Source organism: Ruegeria sp. C9, from assembly GCF_056537585.1.
Window position 1 is genome coordinate 227,747 of sequence record NZ_JBQFRU010000005.1, and the last position, 26,486, is coordinate 254,232.

A 26,486-nucleotide genomic window follows, 5' to 3' on the forward strand; every position below is an offset into this window, starting at 1 on the left:
TCTCCTTTGCGCCAACAGCAAACCCGCGCCTTTTGGCGCGGGATCGCTGAAAAGTCTGGGCTAATTTTGCGCGCAGGTCTAGGTGCGGGATTTCCGAGTTTTCCCCCCTGCTGTTCCCCAGCAAACATCGACTGACCGATCACGCACAGAATTGGACCTTACAAAAGCGCCACAAATTACCAGATTGACCGAGACAGGCGCGATAAAAGGAGCCCATCATGCTGGACACAATCCAATTCCCGATCATGAATAAATGGTCCCCACAGTTCCCCGAGCGGATTCAGCTTTATTCCTTCCCCACACCCAACGGGGTAAAGGCGTCGATCATGCTGGAAGAAACCGGCCTGCCTTATGAGGCACATCGTGTCACACTGGCCGATGCAGATGTCAAAAGCCCGGAATTTCTTTCGCTGAACCCGAACAACAAGATCCCGGCGATCATTGATCCCAACGGGCCTGACGATGCTCCGTTCGCTTTGTTCGAAAGCGGTGCAATCCTTCTGTACCTCGCTGAAAAGAGCGGTAAGCTGCTGGGTCAGAACAAAGGCGACAAGCACCGGGTCACCCAATGGGTTATGTTTCAGATGGGCGGTATCGGACCAATGTTTGGCCAGCTTGGGTATTTCCACAAATTCGCAGGGGCTGAAATCGAAGACCCCCGCCCGCGCGAACGCTACGTGTCCGAGGCCAAACGCCTGCTGAACGTTCTCGACCGGCAACTGGACGGCCAAGATTGGATCGCCGGAGAATTCTCGATCGCCGATATCGCAATCGCGCCCTGGCTGCGCGGTTTAGATTATTACGGCGTCAAGGATGTCATAGGCTGGGAAAGCTATGGCAACGTTACGCGCTATCTGGACAGGTTCCTGGATCGACCCGCAGTGCAAAGAGGACTGAACATCCCCTCACGGGATTGATACACAAGGCCTGTGCGGCGGGATCCAAATCCGCCGCCACGGGCCATCGGGTTACCCAGGCAGCGCGCCTGTTAGAACGTAGCGCAAGATCTCAACAACTTGCGCGGGTTCTTCAGCGACGGCGAGGGCTGCTGCATCTACTTCTTTCAGCGCGTGCTGATGATCAGCCCCGTGCAGAACAATGATCGACTTGCCCAGTGCTGCCGCATAGCCCGCGTCAAATGCCGCGTTCCACTGCTTGTATTTGTCCCCAAAGCGTACAACCACAACATCCGCGTCTGATATGCCCTTGCGGGTCCGGATCGCGTTGACCATGGCACCCTTGTGATCATGCCAGTACTTGTTCGGCTCGGCCCCCAAGATCGTGACACCGCAATCGTCCGAAGCACCGTGATCGGTGACCGGGCTACTGAACTCAACATCCAACCCATCGGCGCCCGCAATGATCTGCTCGCGCCAATCCGTGTGAATCTCACCGGACAAATAGACCTTCAGCATTTTTCTCTCCTCCCGTGAAAAAGGGGCGCAATGGCCCCTTTATCATTTCAAAAATACTCCCGCCGGAGGCGAAAACCAACTCATCCCCGCAAGACGCCGCCAGTGGCTTTCACCACTTTTTCGACAATCTTGGTGCTGACCGCCTCGATATCCTTTTCCTTCAGGGTCGCGTCCGACGGCTGAAGCCTTACGGTAATGGCCAGAGACTTCTTGCCCTCGCCGACGCTACCGCCAATGAATTCGTCAAAGACGCGCACGTCCTCGATCAGAGCCTTATCAGCACCCGCAGCCGCATTGACCAACGTCAGAGCTTCGATATCCGCATTTACAACAAAGGCGAAATCGCGCTCGACCGCCTGCAGGTCGCGCAATTCCAAGGCAGAACGGGTCGCACCGGATTTACGTGGCATCGGCACCTGATCCGGCCAAATGGTGAACGCCATTGCCGGACCCTTGATATCCAACGCCTGCAACACGCGCGGATGCAATTCACCAAAAACGCCCAGAACCTTTTTGGGGCCCAGACAAATCTTGCCGTGCCGACCCGGGTGCCACCAGGCATCGCCGCCACGAAGGATCTGAACCTTGGCAGGCGCACCAATGGCGGCAAGCACCGCCTCTGCGTCGGCTTTGGCATCAAACAGGTCAACGGGACGGGAAGCTCCATGCACGTCCTTGGGACCGCTACGCCCAACCAACAGGCCGGTAATCTGTGTCTGTTGATCCCCCGGCTCACCATCGTGGAACACTGGCCCGACCTCGAACAAGGCCAGATCGGCATAACCCCGCGCCTGATTGCGCGCCGCCGCTTGCAGCAGACCAGGCAGCAGATCAGGGCGCATATGGCTCATCTCGGACGAGATCGGGTTTTCCAACATGGTTGCTGCGTCACCGCCCCCGAACAAGGCTGCCGAGGCCTGATCGATGAAGGTATAAGACACACATTCATTGTACCCCAGCGCTGCACAGGTCCGGCGCGCCATCGACTGGCGACGCTGCGTGGGTGTCATGACCGGTTTGGGGATACCTGCTGTCGTACGCGGCAGCGGAATACCCTGCAACTTGGTCAGAGAAGCGATCCGCGCAACCTCTTCCACCAGATCGGCCTCCCCCATGATATCGGGTCGCCAGCTGGGCACATGCGCCATCTCGCCATCCAGACGAAAGCCCAAACGGGTCAGTGTCTGCCGCTGCTCGCTTTCCGGAATCTCCATCCCGACCAAGGACTGCACGCGCGCCGCGTCCAGTTTGTAGGCCCGCGCGTGGTTCGGCGCTTTGCCCGCCTCGACCACATTCGAGGCTTCACCGCCGCAGATATCCAAGATCATCTGCGTCGCATGCTCCAACCCTTCGCGCGTGTATTCCGGGTCGACGCCGCGCTCGAATCGATACCGCGCGTCCGAGTTTATCTTCAGCGCCCGACCTGTGAGGGCGATCTGTACATGATCCCAGAACGCGCTTTCAAGGAAGACGTTCACAGTCTCCTCGGTACAACCGGTTTCCTCACCGCCCATGATACCCGCGATAGATTCCGGGCCTTTGTCGTCCGAAATCACCATCATGCCGGGCTGTAGTGTGTATTCTTTCTCATCCAGTGCAACCAGCTTCTCGCCACCTTTGGCACGGTGAACGCGTAGGTTACCCTGCACCTTGTCGGCATCGAATACGTGCAGCGGGCGGTTGTGATCGAAGGTCATATAGTTGGTGATATCCACCAAGGCCGAGATCGGACGCAGACCAATCGCCTTCAACTGGTCCTGCAGCCATTGCGGGCTGGGGCCGTTTTTGACGCCCCTGATAAGCCGACCGGTGAAATGCGGCGCGCCATCCAGCGTATCTTCATCAATCGACACTTTGATCGGGCTTTCAAAGTCCCCCGGCACGGGGACATAGTCACGCAGCTTCAGCGTGCCCAATCCACGTGCAGCCAGATCTCGCGCAATACCCGCAACACCCAGCGCATCCGGGCGGTTCGGCGTGATCGCGATCTCGATCATCGGATCAACCTTTGACGGATCGTTCTCAGCCAACCAATCGACAAACTTGTCGCCGACCTCACCCGAGGGCAGCTCGATAATCCCGTCGTGTTCATCCGACAGCTCAAGCTCGCGCTCGGATGCCATCATGCCAAAGCTCTCGACGCCACGGATCTTGCCGACGCTGATGGTGATATCCAGGCCGGGAATATACATACCCGGTTTACAAACCACCACGGTGATGCCTTCGCGCGCATTGGGCGCGCCGCAAATGATCTGCAGATCGCCCTCGTCGGTTTCAACCGTGCAAACGCGCAGCTTATCGGCGTCCGGGTGCTTCTCGGCATGTTTCACATGGCCCAGCGTAAAGCCCGCCAGACGGTCCGCCGGGTTGACGATCTCTTCGACCTCAAGCCCGAGATCGGTCAGCGCTTCGGCGATCTCATCAACCGACGCATCCGTATCGAGGTGGTCTTTCAGCCAGGACAGAGTGAATTTCATTGCAGCGGGCCTTTTTCGGCAAACATTCAGTCGGCACAGGCAATGGCAAAGATTGCGCCGAGGTGCAAGCGCTGCGGCTCACGGATAGGTGGGGGTGCGACCCAAAAGCTCGTCCAGCTGCCAGCCGATCCAGCCGTGGGGAATAAAGTGCCCGCCGGGATGGGTGTCCAGTGTCACCTGCCCTTGCGCGCAATCGGTCCACTCCAATCGGCTGAGCGTCAGGAAGGGCTTCACGCTCCAATCCCCACGCGGGGTCGCGCCGTTGCAGTTGAACTTGGCCTTCCACAGCGCCACCGGATAGGTCGTATCGCCGTCCGGCCCAAAGGGAAAATCCATCACCGTATCGTCCAGCCCATGCACATGACGCACCTCGCTTGGGGCTTCCGGGCAATCCTCGGTCTGGCGGATCGAGCCCGCAACCGCCAGCAGAGCAGCGATGTCGTTTCCCGACTGGCAGACATAGCGCCATGCCATTGCGCCGCCATAAGAATAACCCGAGACATATATGCTTTCAAGATCAATGGGATAGCGTTTGGCGACGTCCTCAAGCACGCGATCTGCGAACGGCACGTCTGCGGTATCAGCAGTCCAGAAGTTCCAACTTTTGCCCAGCCCATTCGGAGCCACCAACAGCACATCGCGCAGCTTGGTTGCCCCGGCGATGCGCTCATGGTTCACCACCACATCGCCCTGCCGCGCCCAGCCGTGGAAATGCAGCAGCACCGGCAGAGGCGTTTCGCCATCCCAACCATCAGGTTCCATCACATGGTACGAGCGGTCGCCGATCTGACAGGCGGTATCGCCGTGGCAGTCAGATTTCCAGGGCCCCATGGCAAAAGCCGGAGTCGCAGTCAGCAGAAGAAAAAGCAGTTGATAGATCATACGCCGGAGCCTAGCGACATGCTCCGCCCTGTCACGTAACTTATTGGTGTAGGGTGGGGTTTCACCCCACCAACCACCCCACGGTGGGGTGAAACCCCACCCTACAACGGATCAAATCACAAAGCCGCGCTGGTCAGAAAACCAAACGGATCACCACCAATTCCAAAATCCGCCCTTCCTTTTGTCTATCAAATCCCGCGTCTTTTCTCTCTGAATTCTGTCGCGAAGCTGAAACGCACCTGGTCGTGCAAACTCCATGCCAGCAACTATCATTCCAGGCAAAAACAGCAGTAAAGATCCAATAAACACAATAAAGATTGCCGCTGAGTCGTTACCCCATACCCAAGAAGTGAGCATGAGAGGCAATACACTGGCGATAAAAAGACCCAAGAACCAAACCAATGGTCTTTTGGAAACTCGCTGCTTCCACCAGTCTTGGTATGCTATCAGCCAGCTATCCAACACGCACTCTATCGGCTCAAACCACCATGCAGGTTCGGCATATCCAGCGCTGCAAATCCGTAGTGCCGCAACCACCGCAAATCTGAATCAAAGAACGCCCGCAAATCCGGAATACCGTATTTCAGCATCGCCAGACGGTCGATGCCAATCCCGAACGCAAAGCCCTGATAGACCTCGGGGTCGATCCCACCGGCGGCGATCACCTTGGGGTGGACCATGCCGGAGCCCAAAATTTCCATCCAGTCGTCGCCCTCGCCGATCTTCAGCTGACCGTTATCCCACGAGCAGCGGATATCGACCTCGGCCGACGGTTCGGTAAAGGGGAAGTGCGATGCGCGGAAGCGCAGCTCGACGTCGTCGACCTCGAAGAACGCTTTCACGAACTCTTCCAGAACCCATTTCAGGTTCGCCATCGAGATATCCTTGTCGATGGCCAGCCCCTCGACCTGATGGAACATCGGCGTGTGAGTCTGGTCATAGTCGGCGCGGTAGACACCGCCCGGGCAGATCACGCGGATCGGCGCGCCCTGCAGTTCCATCGAGCGGATCTGCACTGGCGAGGTATGGGTGCGCAGCACATGCGGCGGGCGATTGTCGCCCTCGGCGCGGTGCATGTAGAATGTGTCCATCTCGGCCCGCGCAGGGTGGTGGCCGGGGATGTTCAGAGCGTCAAAGTTGTGCCAGTCGGTCTCGATCCGCGGCCCTTCGGCCACCGAGAAACCCAGTTCGGCAAAGATCGCGGTCAGTTCCTCGGTCGCCTGGCTGACCGGGTGGATCGAGCCCTGACGACGTGCCCGGGTCGGTAGTGTTACGTCGAGCCACTCGGTGCGCAGCCGCTCATCCAGCGCGGCGTCGGCAAGCGCGGCCTTTTTGGCAGAAAGCGCCGAGTTGATCTCATCCTTCAGGGCGTTCAGCGCGGGGCCTGCGACCTGACGTTCCTCGGGGGTCATCTTGCCTAGCTCGCGCATCTTCAGCGCGACCTCGCCTTTTTTGCCGACGGCGGCGACGCGGATCGCCTCAAGCGCGTTTTCATCGCCAGCTTCGGCGATTTGGCCCAGATATTTTGCCTTAAGATCGTCCATGACGCCCTCTGAATTTGGTCGCCAACCTGCTATCGGCCCCGCCCCGCGAATGCAAGCGGGACGGTAGGGATCAATAGCTGTATTCGGGATAAATCCGGGTCAGGTCGCCATTCCAGTCGCCATTGTAGTGATCCAGCAACTCATCTGCGGGCACCTTGCCCGTATCGATGCTGTCCTTGAGCGCGTTCAGGAAATGCGTTTCGTCCTGCACCAGACCACCCGCACCGGGGCGCGCGCGGGATGCAAGTCCGGCCTCTGCGATCGAGACCACTTCGCGCGCCAGATCATGCATGTTGATGTTGCCGACCTGCGCTTGCAGGCCATCCTTGGCAGCCTCAACCCGCAGCGCTTCGCGCGTCTCGGCATCCCAGCCTTTGACCAGATCCCAAGCGGCATCCAGTGCGGTTTGATCATAGGTCAGACCAACCCAGAAGGCAGGCAGCGCACAGAGCCTGCGCCATGGGCCACCATCGGCGCCGCGCATCTCCATGAATTTCTTGATCCGCGCTTCGGGAAATGCCGTGGTCAGGTGATCGGCCCAATCGGACAGAGTCGGCGTCTCACCGGGCAGCGCAGGCAGTTTGCCCTGCAGGAAGTCGCGGAACGACATGCCCAGCGCGTTGATATACTGGCCGTCGCGATAGACGAAATACATCGGTACATCGAGCGCATATTGTACATAGCGTTCGAACCCGAAGCCTTCTTCGAACACAAAGGGCAGCATGCCCGTCCGTGCATCGTCCAGATGCCGCCAGATATAACTGCGCCAGCTTTTCTGGCCGTTCACCTTGCCCTCGAAAAACGGAGAGTTCGCAAACAGCGCCGTCGCGACCGGCTGAAGGGCCAGAGCGACGCGCAGCTTCTGCACCATGTCGGCCTCGGACCCGAAGTCGATATTGACCTGAACCGTGCAGGTGCGCCGCATCATGGCACGGCCCATGGTGCCGACTTTCTCCATATAATCGTTCATCAGCCGGTAACGGCCTTTGGGCATCAACGGCATCTCTTCATGGGTCCAGATCGGGGCTGCGCCCAGACCAATAAAGCCTACACCGATCTCATCGGCGATATCCTTCACTTCACGCAGGTGAGTGTTCACCTCATCACACGTTTCATGAATTGTCTCGAGCGGAGCGCCGGACAGTTCCAACGCACCGCCTGGTTCCAGGCTGACGTTCGCGCCGTCCTTCTCAAGCCCGATTAAATGTCCAGCTTCACGCACTTCAGCCCAGCCATGGCGGTCTCGCAGACCTTCCAGCACGGCCACAATCGACCGTTTGCCTTCAAACGGCAGTGGTTTCAGAGTGTCTTTGCAATAGCCGAACTTTTCGTGCTCGGTTCCGATGCGCCAATCTTCCTTGGGCCTGCAGCCCGATTCCAGATATTCGGCCAGTTGCTCATGGCGTTCGATCGGTCCGCCGCCGGACTGGGGGATGGACATGTGACCCGTGCTCCGATCCTGATGTGTCTGTCTTGACGGTCAGTCCTGAGCGCAAACCGCGCCAGTGTCAATGCAGCCTAAGATGCGCAGGCCGTGACGGCGTGCGTTCCCAGATCACCACCGGATGTGCCGCACGACCGTTGAGTTCCGACAGCATTTGCTCGGTTTTAAGCCCCGGAAGTGCTGAGAACACATCAAACAGTGCCTCGGCCCCTTCGGCGTTCACCGGAATGTGAAGGGTCGGCTGCCCCGGCTGATCCAAAACCCAATGCGCAGGTTGCGAGGTCGGATCCAACGCCAACCGCTCGATTTCGCGGGCTGCAACGATGCCGCCGTCGAGCGGGCCCAGATAGGTGATCTGGCCTTCATCAATAGTCACCACACCCGGTCCTCCCGCACCATTGCGAAAGCGCGCGCGTTGCACTCCGATCACCGCCAGTGCCATCGAGACGACGATCAGCAGCCACCCCAACCACGCCAGCAATCCACCAGGGCCGCTGATCCAGCTGAGGCCGAGGATCAGAACAAACCCTGCAACCAGCACTTCGCGCCAGCGCCATAGGGCCAGTTTGGCTTCGGGTCGAAAGAAACTCATGCCACGTCCTCCGGGTTTTTGAACAGGATCAGCGAGTATTGACCCGCAGGCTGGAACCCAATGGATATATAGGCACGCGCTGCCGCATCGGAAGCCGCAAAGAGGACAGCTCTGGAAACTCCCGCGTCGCGCGCCTCAACCAGATGCAAGGCAACAGCCAAACGCGCATAGCCCCGCCCTCGTAAATCTGGTGGCGTGTAGACACCGCCGATCTGCACCACATCAGGCAGGCGGGCGTTGAAGCCGGTCATGCTGACCGGTAGGCCATTCTGCAGCAAAACTCGATGAGAATCCCGCTCGATATAGGTCTTGATGTCCTTCCCAGCCTGCGTCTGTGCGCGCACAGGATCAAAATCCATGGCTTCGATGAGGTAGCTTTCTCGCCAGTCTTCAAGGACCGAACGGTCTACATCAGTAAGCGGCATGAGATCTGCCCCACTGAAATCCGGTATTTGAAGTCGATCCAACGCCAGGGAAAACCCCGGCTCATCGCTGTTCAGGGTCGCGGGTCGCCCCTCCCAACCTGCCAACTGCATTATCCGACGAGCCTGCGTTGCCTCAGCCGCGATGCCGAACAGGGCCCGGCCTCGAATAAGGTCAATCGCTGCGGCAAGTTCGGTATCCGAACAGTCGGGACATTGCAGCAGGATCATGCCTTCATTTGTTATGGCAAAGACCGCACGCAACGGGCTGCCAAGCGTCCATGCATTCAACGACCGGGGATGCGTACCGCACAGGCCAAAATCCCGTAGATTGGCCAAAGGGAACATCGATGTTTGGATATGTTGGGACAAAAACGAGTCGATCCTGGACAGGTCCGTTTCCTGCGCCAATTGCCACGTCACGTCCAATCTCCCAACGATTGCTGCCACATTGTCATCGCCGCAACGGCTGCTGTATCGGCGCGCAGGATGCGTGGGCCGAGGCTGACCACATGGGTAAATGGCAGCTCTGCCAACCGTTTGCGTTCGGGCTCGGAAAACCCGCCCTCGGGGCCGATCAGGATCGCCCACGGCTTGCCTTTCTCATTCTCTGCCAAGCGCAGGGCCGAGCCGGCTTCTGCCTCGTCACAGAACATCAATTGGCGATCATCGGGCCACGCGCCCAGGATACGATCCAATCGCTGGAGGTCAGCGACCTCAGGCACAAAAGTGCCGCCACATTGTTCGGCCGCCTCAATTGCGTGGGCCTGCAAGCGATCCTGCCGAATGCGCTCGGAGTTGGTGAATTCGGTCTGCACCGGTATGATCCGCGCGGCCCCCATTTCAGCTGCTTTTTCAACGATGAAATCGGTCCGCGCCTTCTTGATCGGTGCAAAGAGAAGCCACAGATCGGGCGGTAATTGCAGAGGTTTCGATTGCTCCACGCACGACAGAATTCCGCCTCGTTTACTTGCTTCTGCTACCTCTGCCTGCCACTCGCCATCGCTGCCATTGAATAGCGCGACCTGCCCCCCAACCGACAGGCGCATGACACCGAACAGATAATGCGCCTGCTCACGCGTCAAAGGAACCGATTGCCCCGGACCCAAAGGGTGCTCTACATACAGTCTGATCTTCGCATTCATGAGACCCTACATATGCAAGGCAATGCCCCAACACCAGACGGTCAGGTCGCCGATGCCGTAACCGGCAATTGGGTCGACACCCACGCCCCCGCCTTTGCCCGCCCTTACCTGCGGCTCAGCCGTGCAGACCGACCCATCGGCACATGGCTGCTGCTGATTCCCTGCTGGTGGGGTCTGGCCTTGGCCATCCTGAGCGACGGCGCACCACGATGGGAGGATCTTTGGATCGCAGTTGGTTGTGCCATTGGTGCGTTTTTGATGCGTGGCGCGGGCTGTACGTGGAATGACATCACCGATCGAGAGTTTGACGGGAAGGTCGAGCGTACAAGGTCGCGCCCGATTCCCTCGGGTCAGGTGAGTGTCCGTCAGGCGGTATTCTGGATGGTGCTGCAATGTCTGTTGGCCCTGGCCATCCTTCTGACCTTCAACCGGGCCGCGATTGCGATGGGAGTTTTGTCTTTGCTGCCTGTTACCATCTATCCCTATGCAAAACGATTTACCTGGTGGCCGCAGATTTTTCTGGGGCTGGCCTTCAACTGGGGCGCATTGCTGGCCTGGGCTGCACATACCGGCACCGTGGGCTGGCCTGCGATCATGCTTTATCTGTCAGGAATCGCCTGGACTTTGTTCTACGACACGATCTACGCCCATCAGGATGCCGAGGATGACGAGCTGATCGGCATCAAGTCCACCGCACGGCTGTTTGGCACCGATACCGCCCGTTGGCTCAAGTATTTTCTGATTGGAACCGTCAGTCTAATGGCCTTTGCAATTATCGACGCGGCTTTGCCCGGGACATCGGTTCTTGCTTTGGCGGTCGCCCTTGGCGGGCCCTGGGCGATGGGGTGGCATCTGGCCTGGCAATTGCGGGGGCTGGACACGGAGGACAACGCCAAATTGCTGCAGCTTTTCCGGGCCAATCGCGACACCGGCTTGATTCCGCTGATCTTCCTCTGCGTCGCCCTTTTCCTCTGATTGCACCTCTGTGCTGCGCTCTGTATGAGTCCCGGAACCAACCGCCCGAGGAGTCTCGATTTCGCCCATGCGTCTGCCTTACGCCCTAGCTGTTGCGTTGATTTTCGCGGTGTCCGCCGTTCTATCGCTGGTGGTCGCTGGATTTGCGGTCAGCAAGATCGAAGACGCCTCGGAACTGGCCGTGCGAAAGGCCTTGAACTTGCAGGGGCATGATTGGGCCGAAGTCGAATCCGACGGCCTGCGTGTCGTTCTGACCGGCACGGCCCCGACTGAGGCGACCCGATTCAACGCCCTGATCGCTGCGGGCACCGAGGTCGACACCTCGCGCGTCATTGACGAGATGGAGGTTGCTCCCACCGCCGATCTGACACCGCCCCGCTTTTCTACCGAGATCTTGCGCAATGACAGTGGAATTTCGATTATCGGGCTAGTACCTGCGGCTCTGGATCGCGATGATCTAGTAGACAGGCTGCAACGCCTTGATCGGGACGCGTCAGTTTCGGACCTGATGGAAAGTGCCGACTATCCCAAGCCAGACGGTTGGGATCAGGCAATCGACTATGCGATCGAAGCGCTCTCGGATTTGCCACGGGCCAAGATATCTGCCAGCCCAGGGTTGGTGCGTATCACGGCGATTGCCGATAGCCAGCAAGAGAAAGACCAGCTGGAACAAGACCTGAGCCGCGCCGCGCCACCAGGTCTGCGAATCGGCCTTTCGATTTCGGCACCTCGCCCGGTAATCACACCATTCACGCTGCGCTATTTGATTGATGAAGATGGCGGGCAGTTTGATGCGTGCTCGGCCCAGGATGAAGTTGCGCGCGACATCATCGTCGCTGCGGCACAAGAGGCCGGACTGACCGGCCCCTATTCCTGCACCATTGGGCTAGGCGTACCGTCTCCGCGTTGGGCGAATGCAGCGCAGCTCAGCATTCGTGCGCTATCCGAACTTGGTCAGGGTTCAGTTACTCTGTCGGATGCGGATATCACTCTAGTTGCCACACAAGGGACTAACCCTTTGGATTTCGACCGGATCGTGGGAGAGCTCGAAAATACGCTGCCCGAGGTTTTCGCCTTGCATGCAATTCTTCCCGAACCCGAACCGGATGACCCGACTGGGCCTATTGAATTCGTCGCAACACGTAGCCCTGAGGGTTTGGTTCAACTGCGTGGCCGTCTGAGTGACGAAACGCTGCGTGAAATGACCGACAGCTTTGCACGTGCCGCCTTTGGATCATTGCAGGTGCACACAGCCACCCGGATTGCACCGGACCTGCCCGCGGATTGGCCCATACGCGTCTTGGCCGGGCTGGAGGCACTGTCGCAACTGCACAATGGCGCCCTGACCGTTACGCCGGACAATGTAGCGCTGTCGGGCATCAGCCATGATCCCGACGCCAAGGCCCGGATCGCCGGCATGCTGTCGGACAAGCTGGGCGAGGCGCAGGATTACACCCTGTCAATCACCTATCAGGAGCCGCCCGCACCCGCCGACGCGCCGCCCGACCCTGAGGTCTGCGAAGAGCAGCTGGCCGAGGTTCAGGCCGTCAGCAAAATTGCGTTTGAACCGGGATCAGCCACCGTCGCAGCAGACTCGCGAGATGCCCTGAACCAGATCGCGGACATCCTGCGTGAATGTGGCCCCATCCGGTTGGAGATTCAGGGCCATACCGACAGTCAGGGCCGTGAAGAGATGAACCAGCAGCTCAGCCAGTCGCGCGCGCAGTCGATCCTGAACGAATTGCGCGGACGGCGCGTGCCGACCTCAAGCTTTTCTGCGGTCGGGTATGGCGAGACGCAGCCCATCGCCGATAACGAAACCGAAGAAGGCCGCGAAGAGAACCGCCGCATAGAGTTTCGCCTGATCCGTCCTGAACCCGTGGCCAACACCCTGACCGGGCTTGAGGCGATGGAAGCCGAGGCCGAATCTGAGGCCGAAATCGAGACACCTGAAACCGACGCACCGGATGCAGGCTCAGAGGACCAGTAAGTTGAACAGAACAGAATTCATCATCGCCACAGCCATTATCCTGTTCGCAGCTTTCTGCATGGGTTGGTTCGCCAACTGGCTGGCCCATCGGCTGTCCCGTGTTCGCCAAAGCGACGTGGCCGATCTTGACCGCATGAGTCAGGAACTGCACGAGGCCGAAGAAACACGCGATCAGGCCATCACATATTTGCAGCAGCGTGAGGCAGAGCTGACCAACCAGCTGACGCAAACCGAAGCCGAGTTGAATGCCGCAATGGAAGGGCTGCGCGCGGCGCGGCAGGAAGCCGAAGAGATGCGCGGGCGGATCAACAACGCAGACTAGGCACCCTACCAGCGGGTCAGCGCGTCTTCATCCTCGTCCTTGGCAGCCACCCATTCTGCTCCGGAAGTGGTGATTTCCTTCTTCCAGAATGGCGCGCGAGACTTGAGGTAATCCATCAGATATTCCGCCGCCTCAAACGCATCTTTGCGGTGCGGTGCGGCGGTAGCGACCATCATGATACGGTCACCCGGCGCAAGCCTTCCGTGGCGGTGGATCACCAGAACGTTGCCCAGTGACCAACGGGCTTGCGCCTCTTCCGCTATCTTGGTTAGGGCGCGTTCGGTCATGCCGGGATAGTGCTCGATCTCCATCACATCCAGATCGCCCGAAGCCAGATCGCGCACAACGCCTGTGAAGGTCACGATGGCCCCGTTGGTATCGTCCCCGGCGGCAAAAGCGTTGGCTTCGGCCCCCAGATCGAACGGGGCCTCCTGCACGACGATCCGCATTCTAGCCACCCGTCATGGGCGGAAAGAACGCAACCTCGCGCACACCGGTCAGCGGGGCGTCAAAATCCGAAAGCTCTTGGTCCAGAGCCACGCGCAAGGCCGACAGATCGGCAAAGGCAGCAGCATAGCGATCCTCACGCGCGCTCAGTTCCGCGACCAAATCGCTGACTGTTGCGGCCTCAGTTTCAATCTTCTCTTTCGGCAGGCCGATGCGTTCGCGCACCCAAGCGAAATACAGCACGTTCATCGGTTAGCTCTCCTTCAGGTGGGGCATGGCTTTACGTAGGTAGTCATAGCCCGTGATCAATGTCAGCGTCGCGGCAATCCAGAGCAGCCATAGCCCGATACGACCTGACCAGAACATGGCCTCAAGATGCCAGCGGATGTTGTTCAGGTCCTCGACCTGCCCTGCCAGAACCTGATCAATGGTTGTCGCATCCATGCCAAACGTGGCCATCACAAAATGGTGCTCGAATATCCCCTGCGAGAACAGGATCGCGATCGCTACCATCTGTGCCGTCGTTTTCCACTTGGCTAGCTTGGTGACCTTCAGGGTTCCGGCCACATCGCCCAGATACTCTCGCAAGCCTGAGACAAAGACTTCGCGAAACAGGATCACTGTCGCGGGCAGGACCAGCCATGGTGTCCAGTGTTCAGTCGAATAGCCCACCAATATCATCAGCGCGATTACCACCATTGCCTTGTCGGCAATGGGATCCAGCATGGCGCCAATCTTCGTTTCCTGTTTCCAGGCGCGCGCCAGATACCCGTCGAACCAATCGGTGATCGCCGCTGACAGGAACAGGATCAAAGCAAACCAATCCGCATAGGGACGGGTGAAATACAGAAACATCACGGCGAGACCGGGGGCCGCCACAAGGCGCAGTACAGTCAGAATATTCGGCAGGTTCCATTTCATGGCTTGGACCCTACATCGCCGGTTCAAGACAGAAAAGACAGGGTCTTAAAAAACTGACCCAACACAAGCGTTTGCTGTCTTAAAAGTCAAAGCGTCGCAGCGGTGGTCACATTACAGATTTCATCTTGGCACTTGATTGCTTTGGCGTCAGATTGTCGGCTGGCCAACCAGACAACACCCCAGAGCTGACATGACACCGCATATTCAAACCGATCCCCGGTCAAATCTGATCGGCAGCGCCTGGATGGTCGCCGCAATGGCACTGTTCGCGCTGGAGGATGCGCTGCTTAAGGCGGCTTCGGCGTCGATCCCGATCTGGCAAGTGCTTGTTCTCTTCGGTGCGGGCGGTGCTGTAATCTACGCAGCGGTTGCCACAGTACGTAGCACGCGTCTGTTCCAGCCCGACGTGTTGTCGCGCCCAATGAAGGTGCGTGTGGTCTTCGAGATTCTTGGACGTTTGTTCTATGTGCTGGCGATCGCTTTGACGCCACTGTCATCGGCCACGGTGATCCTGCAGGCCACACCACTGGTTGTCGTCGCAGGGGCCGCGTTGTTCTTTGGAGAATCCGTCGGCTGGCGGCGATGGAGCGCCATTTTGATCGGTCTTGTTGGCGTTGTGATCATCATCCAACCGACCGGAGACAGCTTCTCGGCCCTGTCAATCCTTGCCGTGCTGGGGATGCTCGGCTTTGCGGGGCGCGATCTGGCCAGCCGCGCCGCGCCCGCAACACTGGGCACTGAGGTTCTGGGGTTCTATGGCTTCCTCTGCATCATTGTCGCGGGTTTGGCTTATCGATTCTGGGAAGGAACACCGCTGCAAACTCTGACGCCTAATGTCAGCCTGCACATGGGCGGGGCGATTGTGATGGGGGTCATGGCCTATGCCGCGCTGATGAAGGCGATGCGCACCGGCGAGGTCTCATCTGTGACGCCGTTTCGCTATTCGCGGCTGTTGTTCGGTATCGGCTTGGGCGTGGTGATGTTTGGCGAGCGATTGGATCAGACCATGTGGATTGGCTGCGGCCTCATCGTGGCGTCGGGCCTCTATATCCTTTGGCGGGGGCGAAAAGCCTAGCCCTTGTCATGGAAGAAGTCATAGACCTTCTGCGCCAACCCGGCTGAAATCCCCTCGACGGCTTTAAGATCCGCCAAATTGGCTCGGCTCACCGCTTTGGCGCTGCCGAAATGAGTCAGCAGGGCGCGTTTGCGCGCGGCCCCGACGCCGGGGATTTCGTCCAGTGGCGTTGCACCAACCGCCTTGGCGCGTTTCGCGCGATGGGTGCCGATGGCAAAGCGGTGCGCCTCATCCCGCAAGCGCTGGATAAAGTACAATACGGGATCGTTGCGTTTCAGTGCAAAAGGGCGCTGCCCGATGCGGTGGAACTCTTCCTTGCCGTGATCTCGATCAACACCCTTGGCAACACCGACCATCGGGATGTCCTCGACCCCATGCTGGGCCATGATCTCATGTACGGCGCTCACCTGCCCCGCGCCACCGTCGATCAGCAGCAGATCGGGCCAATGCCCTTTGTCCCGATCCGGATCTTCCTTTTGCAGGCGCGTAAAACGGCGGGTCAGGACCTCTTTCATCATGCCGAAGTCATCGCCGGGTGTTAGGTCGTCGCCGCGGATGTTGAATTTGCGATAGGCGTTTTTCATGAACCCTTCTGGGCCCGCGACGATCATGCCGCCCACGGCGTTGGTGCCTTGAATGTGAGAGTTGTCGTAAACCTCGATCCGGTTGGGCGGCGCGTCCAGATCAAATGCCTCGGCCACGCCGCGTAGCAATTTGGCCTGCGTGGCACTTTCCGACATCCGCCGGGCCAACGATTCACGAGCGTTGCGCAAGGCACCGGCGATCAGTTCCTGCTTTTCACCGCGCTGGGGCACCAGGATTTCCACCTTGCGTCCAGCTTTTTCGGACAATGCCTCCTGCATCAGATCGGCATTCTCGATTGCATCAGACAGGATCAACTGCCGGGGTGGTTCCTTGTTGTCATAGAACTGGCCCAGGAACGCTTCCATCGCCTCAGCCTGTGACACATCCGGGCCGACGCGCGGATAGAAATCGCGGTTACCCCAGTTCTGGTTGGCCCGGATGAAAAACACCTGAACGCAGGCTTGACCGCTGTCCATATAGAGGCCAATGACGTCAGCCTCGGCCACACCGCGCGGATTGATGCCCTGAGACGTCTGCACCTGCGTCAGCGCCCGGATACGGTCGCGCAAACCGGCGGCTCGTTCGAACTCCATCGCCTCGGAGGCAGCCATCATCTGCGCGGCGAGATCTTCCTGCACTTTGGTAGATCGGCCTGACAGGAACCTTTCGGCATCCTTAACGCTTTCACGATAATCGGCTTCCGAGATCAGTCCGACGCACGGCCCAGAACATCGCTTGATCTGATAGAGCAGGCACGGCCGGGTCCGGCTATCGAACATGGAATCCGAACAGTTCCGCAGCAGGAACGCCTTTTGCAGCTGGTTCAGCGTCCTGTTCACCGCGCCTGCACTGGCGAAGGGGCCAAAATAAGCCCCCTTTTCTTTCTTCGCCCCTCGGTGCTTTTTGATCTGCGGAAAGGCATGATCCTTGGCGACCAGAATATTCGGGAAGCTTTTGTCATCCCGCAACAATACGTTGTATTTGGGCTTGAGCTGCTTGATCAGGTTCTGTTCCAGCAGCAGCGCCTCGGTCTCGGTCCGAGTGGTCAGAAACATCATCGAGGCAGTTGCGGCGATCATTTTCTCGATCCGACCCGAATGTCCCGGGCGGGTGTAGTTCGATACCCTCGCCTTCAGGTTTCGCGCTTTACCTACGTAAAGAACTCGGCTGTCCCCATCCAACATCCGATACACACCCGGCGAGCTGTCCAGCGTTTTCGCATAACGCTGAATGCAGGCATAGCCGGTGGCTTGGGTCGACGATTCGGGATCGGTGCTGGCGGTCATGAGTCTGAGATATGATTCTCTGACCATGGCTGCAATCTTGTGCGCTTCAGATCAAGAGAAAACAAATCCACGACTTCTGTGGATAACTGTGCAGATAACTTTAGGGGCATCGTGATTTTCCCTTGAATCCTTGCCTATTCGTTGATCTGCACAAAAAATAGGCAGGAAATTATGGTGTTGTTTTTAAAAGATAAATTTGTTGATCTGAGACAAGTGTATGAAAATTAAGACATTTTTGTAACGCTCGAGTAACAGAGATGAGAGCGGTGCAAAACTTGCAGCAGATTTACTTATTCTACACCAAGAACATCGGGTGTTTGCCAACCCAAATGTTGCCCACCATCGACGCAAAGAAGCTGCCCCGTAACGGCATGTGCGTCCAGAAAGTATCCCAGCGCAGCAGTGATATCCGACGGGTTCGCGCCGCGCTCCAGAATCGTGTTCTGCCGCTGAGCGCTAAAATGGGCATCACTTTGGCGATGACCCTGTAGCGTTGGACCGGGGCCGATCGCGTTCACACGGATTGCGGGTGTCAGAGCCTGCGCTGCAGTCCGGGTCAAGGCCCACAACCCCATCTTGGCAATCGTGTATGACATGAACTCAGGCGTCAGTTTACGCACCCGCATATCCACCATGTTCACGATCAGCCCAATCGCCAGAGGCTCTCCCTGATCATCAAGCTCCGGCTGCAACCCCTGCTCGGCCATGGCTTGGGTCAGTACGAATGGTGCGCGCAGGTTGCTGTCGAGATGCCGATCCCAGCTTTGGCGGGTAGCTGTGTGGATATTGTCATACTCAAATATCGATGCATTGTTGACCAGACAGGTGATCGGACCACCCAGCGCCTCAGCTGCACGCGGCAGCAATGAGCTGACTTGCCCCTCATCAAGCAGATCGGCCTGCAGCGCAACTGACTTTCGGCCCAGCGCCTGAACCTCATCAACCGTTTCACGCGCAGCCTGATCCGAACTGGAATAGTGCACAGCGACATCCATGCCGCGCTGCGCCAAATACAGCGCCATGGCACGACCAAGGCGTTTACCGGCACCGGTCACCAATGCTCGGGTCATGGGCTCATTCTCCTCGTCAGGTCAGGCTAACAGGCTTGCAACATAGATCACATAGAGCGCTGTCAAGATCAGGCCCCAGACGCGTGTGATATCTTTCTTGAAGAACACAAAAGGAACCAACAAGAGCGACGCGCCGAGCATCACCCACAGATCGAAACGCAGGAATTCAGGATCGACGGGAATACGCCCAAACAAGGTCGTAATGCCGACAATGGCTAGCAGATTGAACATGTTCGATCCGATGACGTTACCCAGTGCCACATCCGCTTGTCGCCTCAGGGCAGCCATGACGGTTGTCGACAGTTCCGGCAGGGACGTACCCACCGCGATCAGCGTAAGGCCGATCACTGTTTCGCTCACACCATAGTTCCGGGCAATGACGGTCGCATTTTCGACCAGCAGATGCGCACCCATTGGCAGGCCGATCAAGCCGAGGATCAGGTAGATCGACACCTTCCAATAAGGCATGTCAGGATCTGCTTCCTCAAGACCCTCAAGCTCGTCCTCATCGGCACAAGCTTCACCACAGGCTTTACGGTGCGCATGTGCTTCGCGAAACGCGTTGCCGAGGATCAGAGCCAACGCAGCCAGCAAAATTGCCCCGCTGAGCAGATTAAAGACCCCGCAAAAAGCCAACCCGATAAATAACACCGACGCCAGAAGCATGAAGATGTAGTTCTTGCGGCTGTCGCACTCGCTTGTGTGCAAGGTCGCCAGAAGCGCGGGCAATCCCAGAACCAGCAAGATATTCGCTGTATTCGAGCCCACCACGTTACCCAACGCAATGCCCGGCGCGTTTTCCTTGATGGCGCTGATTGCAATCAGCAGCTCAGGGGCCGAAGTTCCAAAGGCAACTATTGTCAGGCTGACGATCAGGGCGGGAACCCCCAACCGCAGGCTGAGGTTCACGGCCCCTCGCACCAGCGCGTCGCCTGCCAACAACAGGATCAGCAGCCCGAGGCCGGAGAACAGCCATGCCGTCATCCACGGCCTCCTTCTTCGCAAGGACACGGGCCTTTGCCGATCCTAAACCGCCCACAACGCGGACATTTCGCAGAACTCAATCGTTTCTGTCCAGGAAAGCGTAGCTTGCCGAACATCGCCAGAACGCCCATGGCGATCAGGAACAAGGTGACTGCTTTGATGATCACTCTACAACCCGAAACGCGCGTAGGCAGCGCGCTCCTCAAACCCGGCTATGGCATCCTGCGCCAGCGTCGCGCCGAAGCGCGACCAGATCGGTTTGCGCAGGCCATAGCGGCGGAACCTGACTTTGTCGCCAAACTTCTCCTGCATCTTGGGCTTCAGATGGGCAATACCATCGATCAGGCCCAGCTGTTGCGCGCGACGGGCCAGCCAGACCTCGCCGTTGAACAGATCAGCGCTGCTGTCCAGCTTGCCGTCCCGGCGAGATTTCACATGGGTTATGAAATTCTCGTGGATATCGCCCAGCAGCACTTTGAGCCGTGCAATGTCTTCTTTCTTTTCCGGAGCAAACGGGTCGAGCATTGATTTCGACTGACCCGCAGTATGTACGCGCCGTTCAAAGCCCTGACGTGCCAGAAAAACATGCGCGCCAAATCCCGACGATATCACGCCGATCGACCCCAGAACCGAACTGTCATCGGCCCAAATCTCATCCGCTGAAACCGCCAACCAATATCCACCCGAAGCCGCCACGTCTTCGACGAAGGCGTAGACAGGGATCTTAAGCTCTTCCGCCAGCCGTTGGATACGCGCACCGATTAATGAGCTTTGAACGGGGGAGCCGCCCGGCGAATTGATCTCCAGCGCGACCGCAGCGGGCTTGCCCTTGCGAAAGGCTTTCTCCAACACCGGTGCCAGAGCGGTCGCGTTCATCGACCCTCGCCCGGCCATTCCAATGGCACCGGACAGGCGAACAACGGCCACAAGTGGCGGCTTTTTCATGAAGGGCAGGCTGAGTTTCATGGAAGCCGATGTAGAGCGCGCCGGAGCCGTAAACAAGAGACCCGAAGCGCCATAAACGCGACGTGAACCAATTTCACACACCTGATGGGCAAAAATGCAACGCCCTAGCTGCGGATGCGCCAACCGGTTTTGAAGATCCAGCCAATGATCGCGAGGCATATTCCGGTGAAGGCTAGTATGGCCAGAAGGCTCCAAAATATCGGGACATCTGCGATACCATAGAATGACCAGCGGAACCCGGAAATCAGATAAACCACAGGGTTGAACAGAGTGATCGTCTGCCAAAGCGGAGGTAGCATCGAGATCGAGTAAAACGTCCCACCCAGAAAAATCAGGGGCGTCACAACAAGCTGGGGGACAAGCGACATTTGCTCAAAATTTCCGGCCCAAATGCCCACGATAAACCCCAGCAGCGAGAAACTGAGGCAAGACAAGATCAGGAAAGCCGCCATGGCAAACGGGTGTTCAATGCGAATGTCCACAAAGAACGTCGCAGTGGCCAGAATGACAAGACCTACAAACAGTGCCTTAGTTGCGGCCGCGCCCACATAGCCAATCACAATCTCGATGAAATTGATGGGGGCTGAAAGTAACTCATAAATCGTACCCAAGAATTTGGGGAAGTAGATGCCAAAGGACGCATTCGAGATTGATAGCATCACTACGGACAACATGATCAGACCCGGCACAATGAAGGCCCCATAGGACACGCCTTCGATCTCTTGAATGCGACTGCCGATGGCAGTGCCAAACACCACGAAATAAAGCGAGGTCGACAGGACCGGAGACAAAAAACTCTGCGCCAGTGTGCGAAAGAACCGGGCCATTTCAAACCGGTAGATGGCAGTAATAGCGGACCAGTTCATGCGGGTTCTCCGGACACGAGGTTGACGAAAATCTCTTCAAGGCTCGATTGCCGCGTCTGCACATCACGCAGCACTAAACCGGCCTGTGCAACATCATTGAGAAGAGTGGTGATGCCCGTGCGCTCGGCATTGGTGTCGTAAGTATAGATCAGCGCATCGCCTGCACCGTTGAGCGTCAGTTGATGATCGGACAGAACGTCGGGAACCGATAAAATAGGCTCGGTCAACATGACCTCAATCTGCTTTTTGCCCATCTGCGCCATCAATGTGTCTTTGTCCTGCACGAGCAAAAGCTCACCCTTGTCGATGACACCCACACGGTCGGCGATTGCCTCGGCTTCCTCGATGTAGTGAGTGGTCAGGATGATGGTGACACCAGCCTGCTTCAATTCGGCCACGATCTCCCACATGTCCTTACGTAGCTCGACATCTACGCCGGCGGTGGGTTCATCCAGAAACAGCACCCTTGGCTCATGCGCCAAGGCTTTCGCGATCAGCACACGTCGCTTCATGCCTCCCGATAGTTCCTTGATTGCGTTACGGCGTTTGTCCCATAGGGACAGCTTGCGCAGGATTTCCTCGATCCTAGCGTTGTCTCCGCTATGACCGAACAGCCCGCGCGAAAAGCGGACAGTGTTCCAGACCTTCTCGAACGGTTCCAGCGCGATTTCCTGCGGCACCAGCCCAATCATCTTGCGGGCTGCGCGGTACTCGGTCTGGATGTCATGGCCACCTACGGTGACCGAGCCCGAAGTCGGCGTGGTAATACCGCACACAGTCGAGATCAGCGTTGTTTTACCCGCCCCATTGGGGCCCAACAGCGCTAGAATCTCACCTTCTTCAATGTCCAGAGACACACCTTTCAGCGCCTCAAACCCATCGGCATAAGACTTCCGCAAATCCCGGATCGACAATATGGTCGTCATGCGTACCCTCGTTCTGACCCCGCAACCTATCGTGACGGACCATCGTCGAACAGTCCAATTCCGCACAGTGCCATGCGCGTGTGCGCAGGGTTCAGTCTCGTCCCGTCAGGCGACCTAGCCAGCCTGACTTGGTCTCTTCTTCGGCAGCGTCTTCTTGCGGTGGCGGACCTTCGAAATATTCTTGAAGATTGGCGAAAAACTGATCGGCCATCTTCTTGGCAAACCCATCAATCAGGCGGCTGCCCAGCTGAGCCAGTTTGCCACCCACCTTAGCCTCGACCTCGTAGGTCAGAAGGGTGCCACCAGCCTCGCTGGGCGCGAAGGTTACATCTGCGCTTCCCTTGGCAAAGCCTGCGGCGCCCCCCTTGCCCTCACCAGCGATGGTCAGGCGTTCAGGCTCAACCATGTCGGACATGGTCACAGTGCCTTTGAAAGTCGCCTTCACAGGGCCAACCTTTTGCACCACGGTCGCATTATACCCCTCGGTTGGATCGCCGGTAATCTCCTGCGCGCCGCTGATGCAGGCTTTCAATACTTCAGGGTCCAGCAACGCAGCGTAAACGGCGGCAGGCGGCGCCTGAATTTCACGGGTATCGCTTAACTGCATCTCTCAACCTCTTTTTAATCCTACGGCAGACCACAAAGACCTAGCCCTGAAACATCGATGCAGGCAACCAGTTTGCTCACACCAAGGCACTGGATCGGGATTCTTCGCTTGCATTCGCTCCGCCCAACAGAAACCCTGCGCCGCAGGAGGAAGACATGCTGCACGGCATACGCATCATCGAAATCGAGGGGCTGGGCCCAGCCCCCTTCGCGGCCATGCTGCTGGCGGATATGGGCGCCGATGTCATCACCATCCATCGCAAATGGTCCGCCGTCACTCCGGGTATGCCTGAACGTTCGCTGCTGGATCGCGGCAAACGATCAATTGCGCTGGACCTCAAAGACCCGCAGGACCTTAGCGTTGCAAAACGGCTGATCGCAACGGCTGATGCGCTGATCGAGGGTTTTCGCCCCGGCGTGATGGAAAAGCTGGGGCTGGGGCCGGAAGACTGTCATTACCTGAACCCAAAGCTGGTCTATGGCCGAATGACAGGCTGGGGGCAGCATAGCCCACTTTCTGAGACAGCGGGCCATGATCTCAACTATATCGCCCTTTCAGGGGCTTTATCCTACGCGTCGCTGCCCGGCCAACCGCCTTTGACGCCCGCAACACTTGTCGGGGATATCGGCGGTGGTGCGATGTATCTGGTTGCAGGTCTGCTCGCCGGGCTTCTGAATGCCCGGAGCACAGGCAAAGGCACGGTGGTGGACGCCGCCATCTACGATGGCTCGGCACACATGATGAATTTGCTGATGAGCCTGCGCCAAACCGGCAACCTGTCCGACACCCGGGGTCAAAGCCTGCTTGACGGACCGCATTGGAGCCGAACCTACGCCTGCGCAGATGGCGGCTTCATCTCAGTTCAATGTCTGGAGCCAAAATTCTATGCTCACTTCCTGGACATCCTCGGGCTCAGCGATGATGCGGAGTTCGCTCAGCAATACGACCAGACCGCTTGGCCCAATCTGACGGAACGGTTGAGCGAAATCTTTGCCAGAAAACCGCGCGACGAATGGGCGGCGCTATTCCAGGGGACAGACGCCTGCGTTGCGCCGGTCCTAAGTCCACAAGAAGCACGAGATCACCCCATGAATTCGGCTCGCCAAACATGGGGCGACCACGACGAAACACGTCAAGCCGCAGCCGCTCCTAGATTCTCAACCTACAACTGGCAACCGCGGCCCAGCCCCAAACGCGGAGAGCATACAAATGAGATTTTGAACGAACTTCCTCCCGCTTCATCTGGCTAAAAATACCTCGGGGGTGAATTGGCCGCAGGCCAAGAGGGGGCTGGCCCCCTCGCCAGGCTTACCGCCCGCGCACCGTATCGATCATCAATTGAACGTTCTCAGGGTCTGCATCTGGCGTAATACCATGACCCAAATTGAAGATATGCGGTCCTTTTGAGAAGGCTTCGACAATCCGCCGCGTCTCATCGACAAGCGCTTGCCCGCCTGTCACCATATGCGATGAAGCCAGATTGCCCTGTACACACCCATCGACTTGCACATTCGCAGCAGCCCATTCGGGCGACACAGAATTGTCCAGCGCGACACAATCCACACCGGTGGCCTTGGCGAAACCGATGTAACCCTGATCCGCTTCGCGTGGGAAACCTATCACGGGAATGCCCGGATGGCGGGCTTTTATGGCGGCAGTAATCTCGCGACAGGGTTCTACGGCGTATTTCTGAAACGCTTCACCCTTCAATGATCCCGCCCAACTATCAAATATTTTGACAACCTCGGCCCCTGCCTCGATTTGGGCAGACAGGTATTCAATTGTCGCGGCCGTGATCCGATCCAACAGCGCCTCGAACAGCGCAGTGTTTCCTTCGCGCAGCGCATGGGCTGGCCCCTGATCCGGGGTGCCCCGTCCGGCGATCATGTAGGTAGCCACTGTCCAGGGCGCGCCAGCAAAGCCAATCAAAGTAGTCTCAGAAGGAAGCTCGCGAGAAAGGATGCGCACGGTTTCATACACCGGGGAGAGCGTCTCATGAATTGCATCAACCGGCTTCAGCGCATCAAACTCCGACTGCCGTGTAATTGTCGAAAGGCGAGGACCTTCGCCGGTGACAAACCACAAATCCGCACCCAGCGCCTGCGGCACAAGCAGGATATCAGCAAACAGGATCGCGGCATCAAAGCCGTAGCGGCGAATGGGCTGAAGGGTGACTTCGGCGGCAAGCTCGGGGTTATAGCAAAGAGACAGGAAATCTCCGGCCTGCGCGCGCGTTGCACGATATTCAGGCAAATACCTCCCGGCCTGTCGCATCATCCAGATTGGCGGCACATCCTGCACTTCCCCCGCCAGCGCCCGTAGCAATTTCTTTGTCTCGGCCATTCGTGCCCCCAGTGTTCCGGTTTGGTGCAACGCGTCGGCCCTCAGTGGCAATTTGTCAAGCTCTGCCCCCATTGTCAGGGCAATGTGACGCGACTAAAGCTGTGCACATGAGTCTGATATTGCCTACCCCCGCATCGCCTCTGAAAATCGGCACCCGTGGATCTCCGCTGGCGCTGGCACAGGCCTATGAAACCCGTCAGAGACTTGGCGCCGCTTTCGACCTGCCTGAGGACGCGTTTGAGATCGTGGTGATCAAGACCACCGGTGACAACCGCGCCATGATCGACGCGGACCGGCCACTGAAAGAGATTGGCAACAAGGGTCTGTTCACCAAGGAAATCGAAGAGGCGATGCTGAAAGGTGAGATCGACATCGCCGTACATTCGACCAAGGACATGCCCGTCGAACAGCCTGACGGGCTGGTGCTGGATACATTCCTGCCGCGCGAGGATGTGCGCGATGCGTTTATCTCGCCGACTCTGAGTTCGATTCACGATCTGCCAGTGGGCGCAGTTGTCGGGACTTCATCGTTGCGCCGCCGGGCGCAGTTGCTGAATCGGCGGCCCGATCTGAAAGTGGTCGAGTTTCGCGGCAATGTTCAGACTCGCCTGAAGAAGCTGGCCGATGGCGTGGCCGATTGTACCTTTCTGGCCATGGCCGGATTGCGCCGCTTGGATATGAAAGACGTCCCCGCGACTGCCATATCACCTGATGACATGCTACCTGCCATTGCGCAGGGCACCATCGGCATTGAACGGCGCAGCGACGATAACCGCACCGCCGAGATGCTGGCGGCGATTCATCATGTCGAAACAAGCCAACGCCTTGCGGCTGAACGCAGCCTGCTGGCCGGGCTGGATGGCTCATGCGAAACACCGATCGCCGGTCTGGCACAAGTCCAAGATGGCCAACTGCATCTGCGTGGAGAAGTTCTGCGCCCGGACGGTTCCGAGGCGATCAGCGAAGAGGCCACCGGGGCGCTCGAAGACGGCGCAAAACTGGGTCAGACAATGGCCGCCTCTCTGCTGAAACAGGCCGGACCAGGGTTTTTCGACTGGCGCTAAGAAAAAATTTAAACAATTTCAGGGTAATGTGAACTTCTTCACTGTCTACCCTGCCGAATTCGTTAAATATGGGGACAGAAGATCGATCTCGAATATATCGAAAGTTTTAGCCCGTGTTGTTTTAGATGGTATTCGAGG

Annotated in this window: 26 protein-coding genes; 7 read left to right on the top strand and 19 right to left on the bottom strand. The window is 58.0% G+C overall.

The window, feature by feature from the left end; genetic code table 11:
• The first annotated feature begins 218 nt into the window (after positions 1-218).
• Positions 219-917, top strand: coding sequence for a glutathione S-transferase N-terminal domain-containing protein (locus tag ACR0NE_RS14630; RefSeq protein WP_170597234.1), 699 nt, complete (start codon positions 219-221; stop codon positions 915-917).
• A 51-nt stretch (positions 918-968) separates the two neighbouring features.
• Here the strand turns inward: ACR0NE_RS14630 and ACR0NE_RS14635 are convergent, their stop codons facing one another.
• The 8 genes from ACR0NE_RS14635 to ACR0NE_RS14670 all read right to left on the bottom strand — a co-directional run bounded on the left by ACR0NE_RS14635 (position 969) and on the right by ACR0NE_RS14670 (position 9,921).
• Complete coding sequence (locus tag ACR0NE_RS14635; protein WP_170423625.1) at positions 969-1,415, bottom strand: YtoQ family protein; 447 nt, start codon at positions 1,413-1,415, stop codon at positions 969-971.
• An 80-nt stretch (positions 1,416-1,495) separates the two neighbouring features.
• Positions 1,496-3,892: a phenylalanine--tRNA ligase subunit beta gene (pheT, locus tag ACR0NE_RS14640; RefSeq protein ID WP_170597233.1), complete on the bottom strand. Its 2,397-nt coding sequence runs from the start codon at positions 3,890-3,892 to the stop codon at positions 1,496-1,498.
• A 78-nt stretch (positions 3,893-3,970) separates the two neighbouring features.
• Positions 3,971-4,774, bottom strand: a complete 804-nt coding sequence (locus tag ACR0NE_RS14645) for an alpha/beta hydrolase family protein (protein ID WP_170597232.1) — start codon at positions 4,772-4,774, stop codon at positions 3,971-3,973.
• A 470-nt stretch (positions 4,775-5,244) separates the two neighbouring features.
• Positions 5,245-6,318 (bottom strand): phenylalanine--tRNA ligase subunit alpha, encoded by a 1,074-nt coding sequence (gene pheS / locus ACR0NE_RS14650; RefSeq protein WP_010443591.1) that lies wholly within the window; start codon positions 6,316-6,318, stop codon positions 5,245-5,247.
• A gap of 70 nt (positions 6,319-6,388) precedes the next feature.
• Complete coding sequence (locus ACR0NE_RS14655) at positions 6,389-7,759, bottom strand: glutamate--cysteine ligase (RefSeq protein WP_170597231.1); 1,371 nt, start codon at positions 7,757-7,759, stop codon at positions 6,389-6,391.
• Between the two features lie 67 nt (positions 7,760-7,826).
• Positions 7,827-8,354, bottom strand: coding sequence for a hypothetical protein (locus ACR0NE_RS14660; RefSeq protein WP_170408404.1), 528 nt, complete (start codon positions 8,352-8,354; stop codon positions 7,827-7,829).
• Entirely contained in the window at positions 8,351-9,199 is an 849-nt protein-coding gene (locus ACR0NE_RS14665) for a GNAT family N-acetyltransferase (RefSeq protein WP_170597230.1), read from the bottom strand. The genes ACR0NE_RS14660 and ACR0NE_RS14665 overlap by 4 nt, the downstream gene beginning before the upstream one ends.
• Entirely contained in the window at positions 9,196-9,921 is a 726-nt protein-coding gene (locus ACR0NE_RS14670) for a 16S rRNA (uracil(1498)-N(3))-methyltransferase (protein ID WP_170408406.1), read from the bottom strand. The genes ACR0NE_RS14665 and ACR0NE_RS14670 overlap by 4 nt, the downstream gene beginning before the upstream one ends.
• A gap of 12 nt (positions 9,922-9,933) precedes the next feature.
• On the opposite strand from ACR0NE_RS14670, the gene ubiA reads away from it, so the two are divergent.
• The 3 genes from ubiA to ACR0NE_RS14685 all read left to right on the top strand — a co-directional run bounded on the left by ubiA (position 9,934) and on the right by ACR0NE_RS14685 (position 13,208).
• Positions 9,934-10,896, top strand: coding sequence for a 4-hydroxybenzoate octaprenyltransferase (gene ubiA, locus ACR0NE_RS14675; protein ID WP_170597229.1), 963 nt, complete (start codon positions 9,934-9,936; stop codon positions 10,894-10,896).
• A 67-nt stretch (positions 10,897-10,963) separates the two neighbouring features.
• Positions 10,964-12,886 (top strand): OmpA family protein, encoded by a 1,923-nt coding sequence (locus ACR0NE_RS14680; RefSeq protein ID WP_170597228.1) that lies wholly within the window; start codon positions 10,964-10,966, stop codon positions 12,884-12,886.
• Between the two features lies 1 nt (position 12,887).
• Positions 12,888-13,208, top strand: coding sequence for a hypothetical protein (locus ACR0NE_RS14685; protein WP_170395619.1), 321 nt, complete (start codon positions 12,888-12,890; stop codon positions 13,206-13,208).
• Positions 13,209-13,213: 5 nt separating this feature from the next.
• Here ACR0NE_RS14685 and ACR0NE_RS14690 read toward each other — a convergent pair whose 3' ends face one another.
• From ACR0NE_RS14690 to pgsA, 3 genes are read right to left on the bottom strand one after another with little or no spacing between them, the layout of a single operon-like run.
• The gene (locus ACR0NE_RS14690) at positions 13,214-13,657 is read right to left on the bottom strand and encodes a molybdopterin synthase catalytic subunit (protein ID WP_170395617.1); all 444 of its coding nucleotides are present in this window, start codon (positions 13,655-13,657) and stop codon (positions 13,214-13,216) included.
• Between the two features lies 1 nt (position 13,658).
• Positions 13,659-13,904 carry a molybdopterin converting factor subunit 1 gene (gene moaD / locus ACR0NE_RS14695; protein ID WP_170395615.1) on the bottom strand — a complete coding sequence of 82 codons (246 nt, stop codon included), beginning with the start codon at positions 13,902-13,904 and terminating at the stop codon, positions 13,659-13,661.
• Between the two features lie 3 nt (positions 13,905-13,907).
• Positions 13,908-14,576 carry a CDP-diacylglycerol--glycerol-3-phosphate 3-phosphatidyltransferase gene (gene pgsA / locus ACR0NE_RS14700; protein ID WP_170395613.1) on the bottom strand — a complete coding sequence of 223 codons (669 nt, stop codon included), beginning with the start codon at positions 14,574-14,576 and terminating at the stop codon, positions 13,908-13,910.
• Positions 14,577-14,766: 190 nt separating this feature from the next.
• Between pgsA and ACR0NE_RS14705 the strand changes: the two genes are divergently transcribed.
• The gene (locus tag ACR0NE_RS14705; protein ID WP_170566165.1) at positions 14,767-15,651 is read left to right on the top strand and encodes a DMT family transporter; all 885 of its coding nucleotides are present in this window, start codon (positions 14,767-14,769) and stop codon (positions 15,649-15,651) included.
• Here ACR0NE_RS14705 and uvrC read toward each other — a convergent pair.
• The 7 genes from uvrC to ACR0NE_RS14740 all read right to left on the bottom strand — a co-directional run bounded on the left by uvrC (position 15,648) and on the right by ACR0NE_RS14740 (position 22,941).
• Positions 15,648-17,522, bottom strand: a complete 1,875-nt coding sequence (gene uvrC, locus ACR0NE_RS14710; RefSeq protein ID WP_170597227.1) for an excinuclease ABC subunit UvrC — start codon at positions 17,520-17,522, stop codon at positions 15,648-15,650. The genes ACR0NE_RS14705 and uvrC overlap by 4 nt on opposite strands.
• Positions 17,523-17,812: 290 nt before the next feature.
• Positions 17,813-18,592 carry an SDR family oxidoreductase gene (locus tag ACR0NE_RS14715; RefSeq protein ID WP_170423603.1) on the bottom strand — a complete coding sequence of 260 codons (780 nt, stop codon included), beginning with the start codon at positions 18,590-18,592 and terminating at the stop codon, positions 17,813-17,815.
• Between the two features lie 21 nt (positions 18,593-18,613).
• On the bottom strand, positions 18,614-19,576 hold the full coding sequence (locus ACR0NE_RS14720; protein ID WP_170597226.1) for a calcium/sodium antiporter: 963 nt from the start codon (positions 19,574-19,576) through the stop codon (positions 18,614-18,616).
• 168 nt (positions 19,577-19,744) lie between these two features.
• Entirely contained in the window at positions 19,745-20,542 is a 798-nt protein-coding gene (locus tag ACR0NE_RS14725; RefSeq protein WP_170395603.1) for a S49 family peptidase, read from the bottom strand.
• 104 nt (positions 20,543-20,646) lie between these two features.
• Complete coding sequence (locus ACR0NE_RS14730; RefSeq protein WP_170395601.1) at positions 20,647-21,408, bottom strand: ABC transporter permease; 762 nt, start codon at positions 21,406-21,408, stop codon at positions 20,647-20,649.
• A complete protein-coding gene (locus ACR0NE_RS14735; protein ID WP_170395599.1) occupies positions 21,405-22,334 on the bottom strand; it encodes an ABC transporter ATP-binding protein in 930 nt (309 codons plus the stop codon). The genes ACR0NE_RS14730 and ACR0NE_RS14735 overlap by 4 nt, the downstream gene beginning before the upstream one ends.
• Positions 22,335-22,425: 91 nt before the next feature.
• On the bottom strand, positions 22,426-22,941 hold the full coding sequence (locus tag ACR0NE_RS14740) for an SRPBCC family protein (RefSeq protein ID WP_170423597.1): 516 nt from the start codon (positions 22,939-22,941) through the stop codon (positions 22,426-22,428).
• Positions 22,942-23,096: 155 nt separating this feature from the next.
• On the opposite strand from ACR0NE_RS14740, the gene ACR0NE_RS14745 reads away from it, so the two are divergent.
• Positions 23,097-24,191 (top strand): CaiB/BaiF CoA transferase family protein, encoded by a 1,095-nt coding sequence (locus tag ACR0NE_RS14745; RefSeq protein ID WP_170597225.1) that lies wholly within the window; start codon positions 23,097-23,099, stop codon positions 24,189-24,191.
• A gap of 58 nt (positions 24,192-24,249) precedes the next feature.
• Here the strand turns inward: ACR0NE_RS14745 and hemE are convergent, their stop codons facing one another.
• Positions 24,250-25,284 carry a uroporphyrinogen decarboxylase gene (hemE, locus tag ACR0NE_RS14750; protein WP_170597224.1) on the bottom strand — a complete coding sequence of 345 codons (1,035 nt, stop codon included), beginning with the start codon at positions 25,282-25,284 and terminating at the stop codon, positions 24,250-24,252.
• Between the two features lie 107 nt (positions 25,285-25,391).
• Here hemE and hemC point away from each other — a divergent pair, with 107 nt between their 5' ends.
• A complete protein-coding gene (hemC, locus tag ACR0NE_RS14755; protein ID WP_170597223.1) occupies positions 25,392-26,348 on the top strand; it encodes a hydroxymethylbilane synthase in 957 nt (318 codons plus the stop codon).
• Positions 26,349-26,486 lie beyond the last annotated feature (138 nt).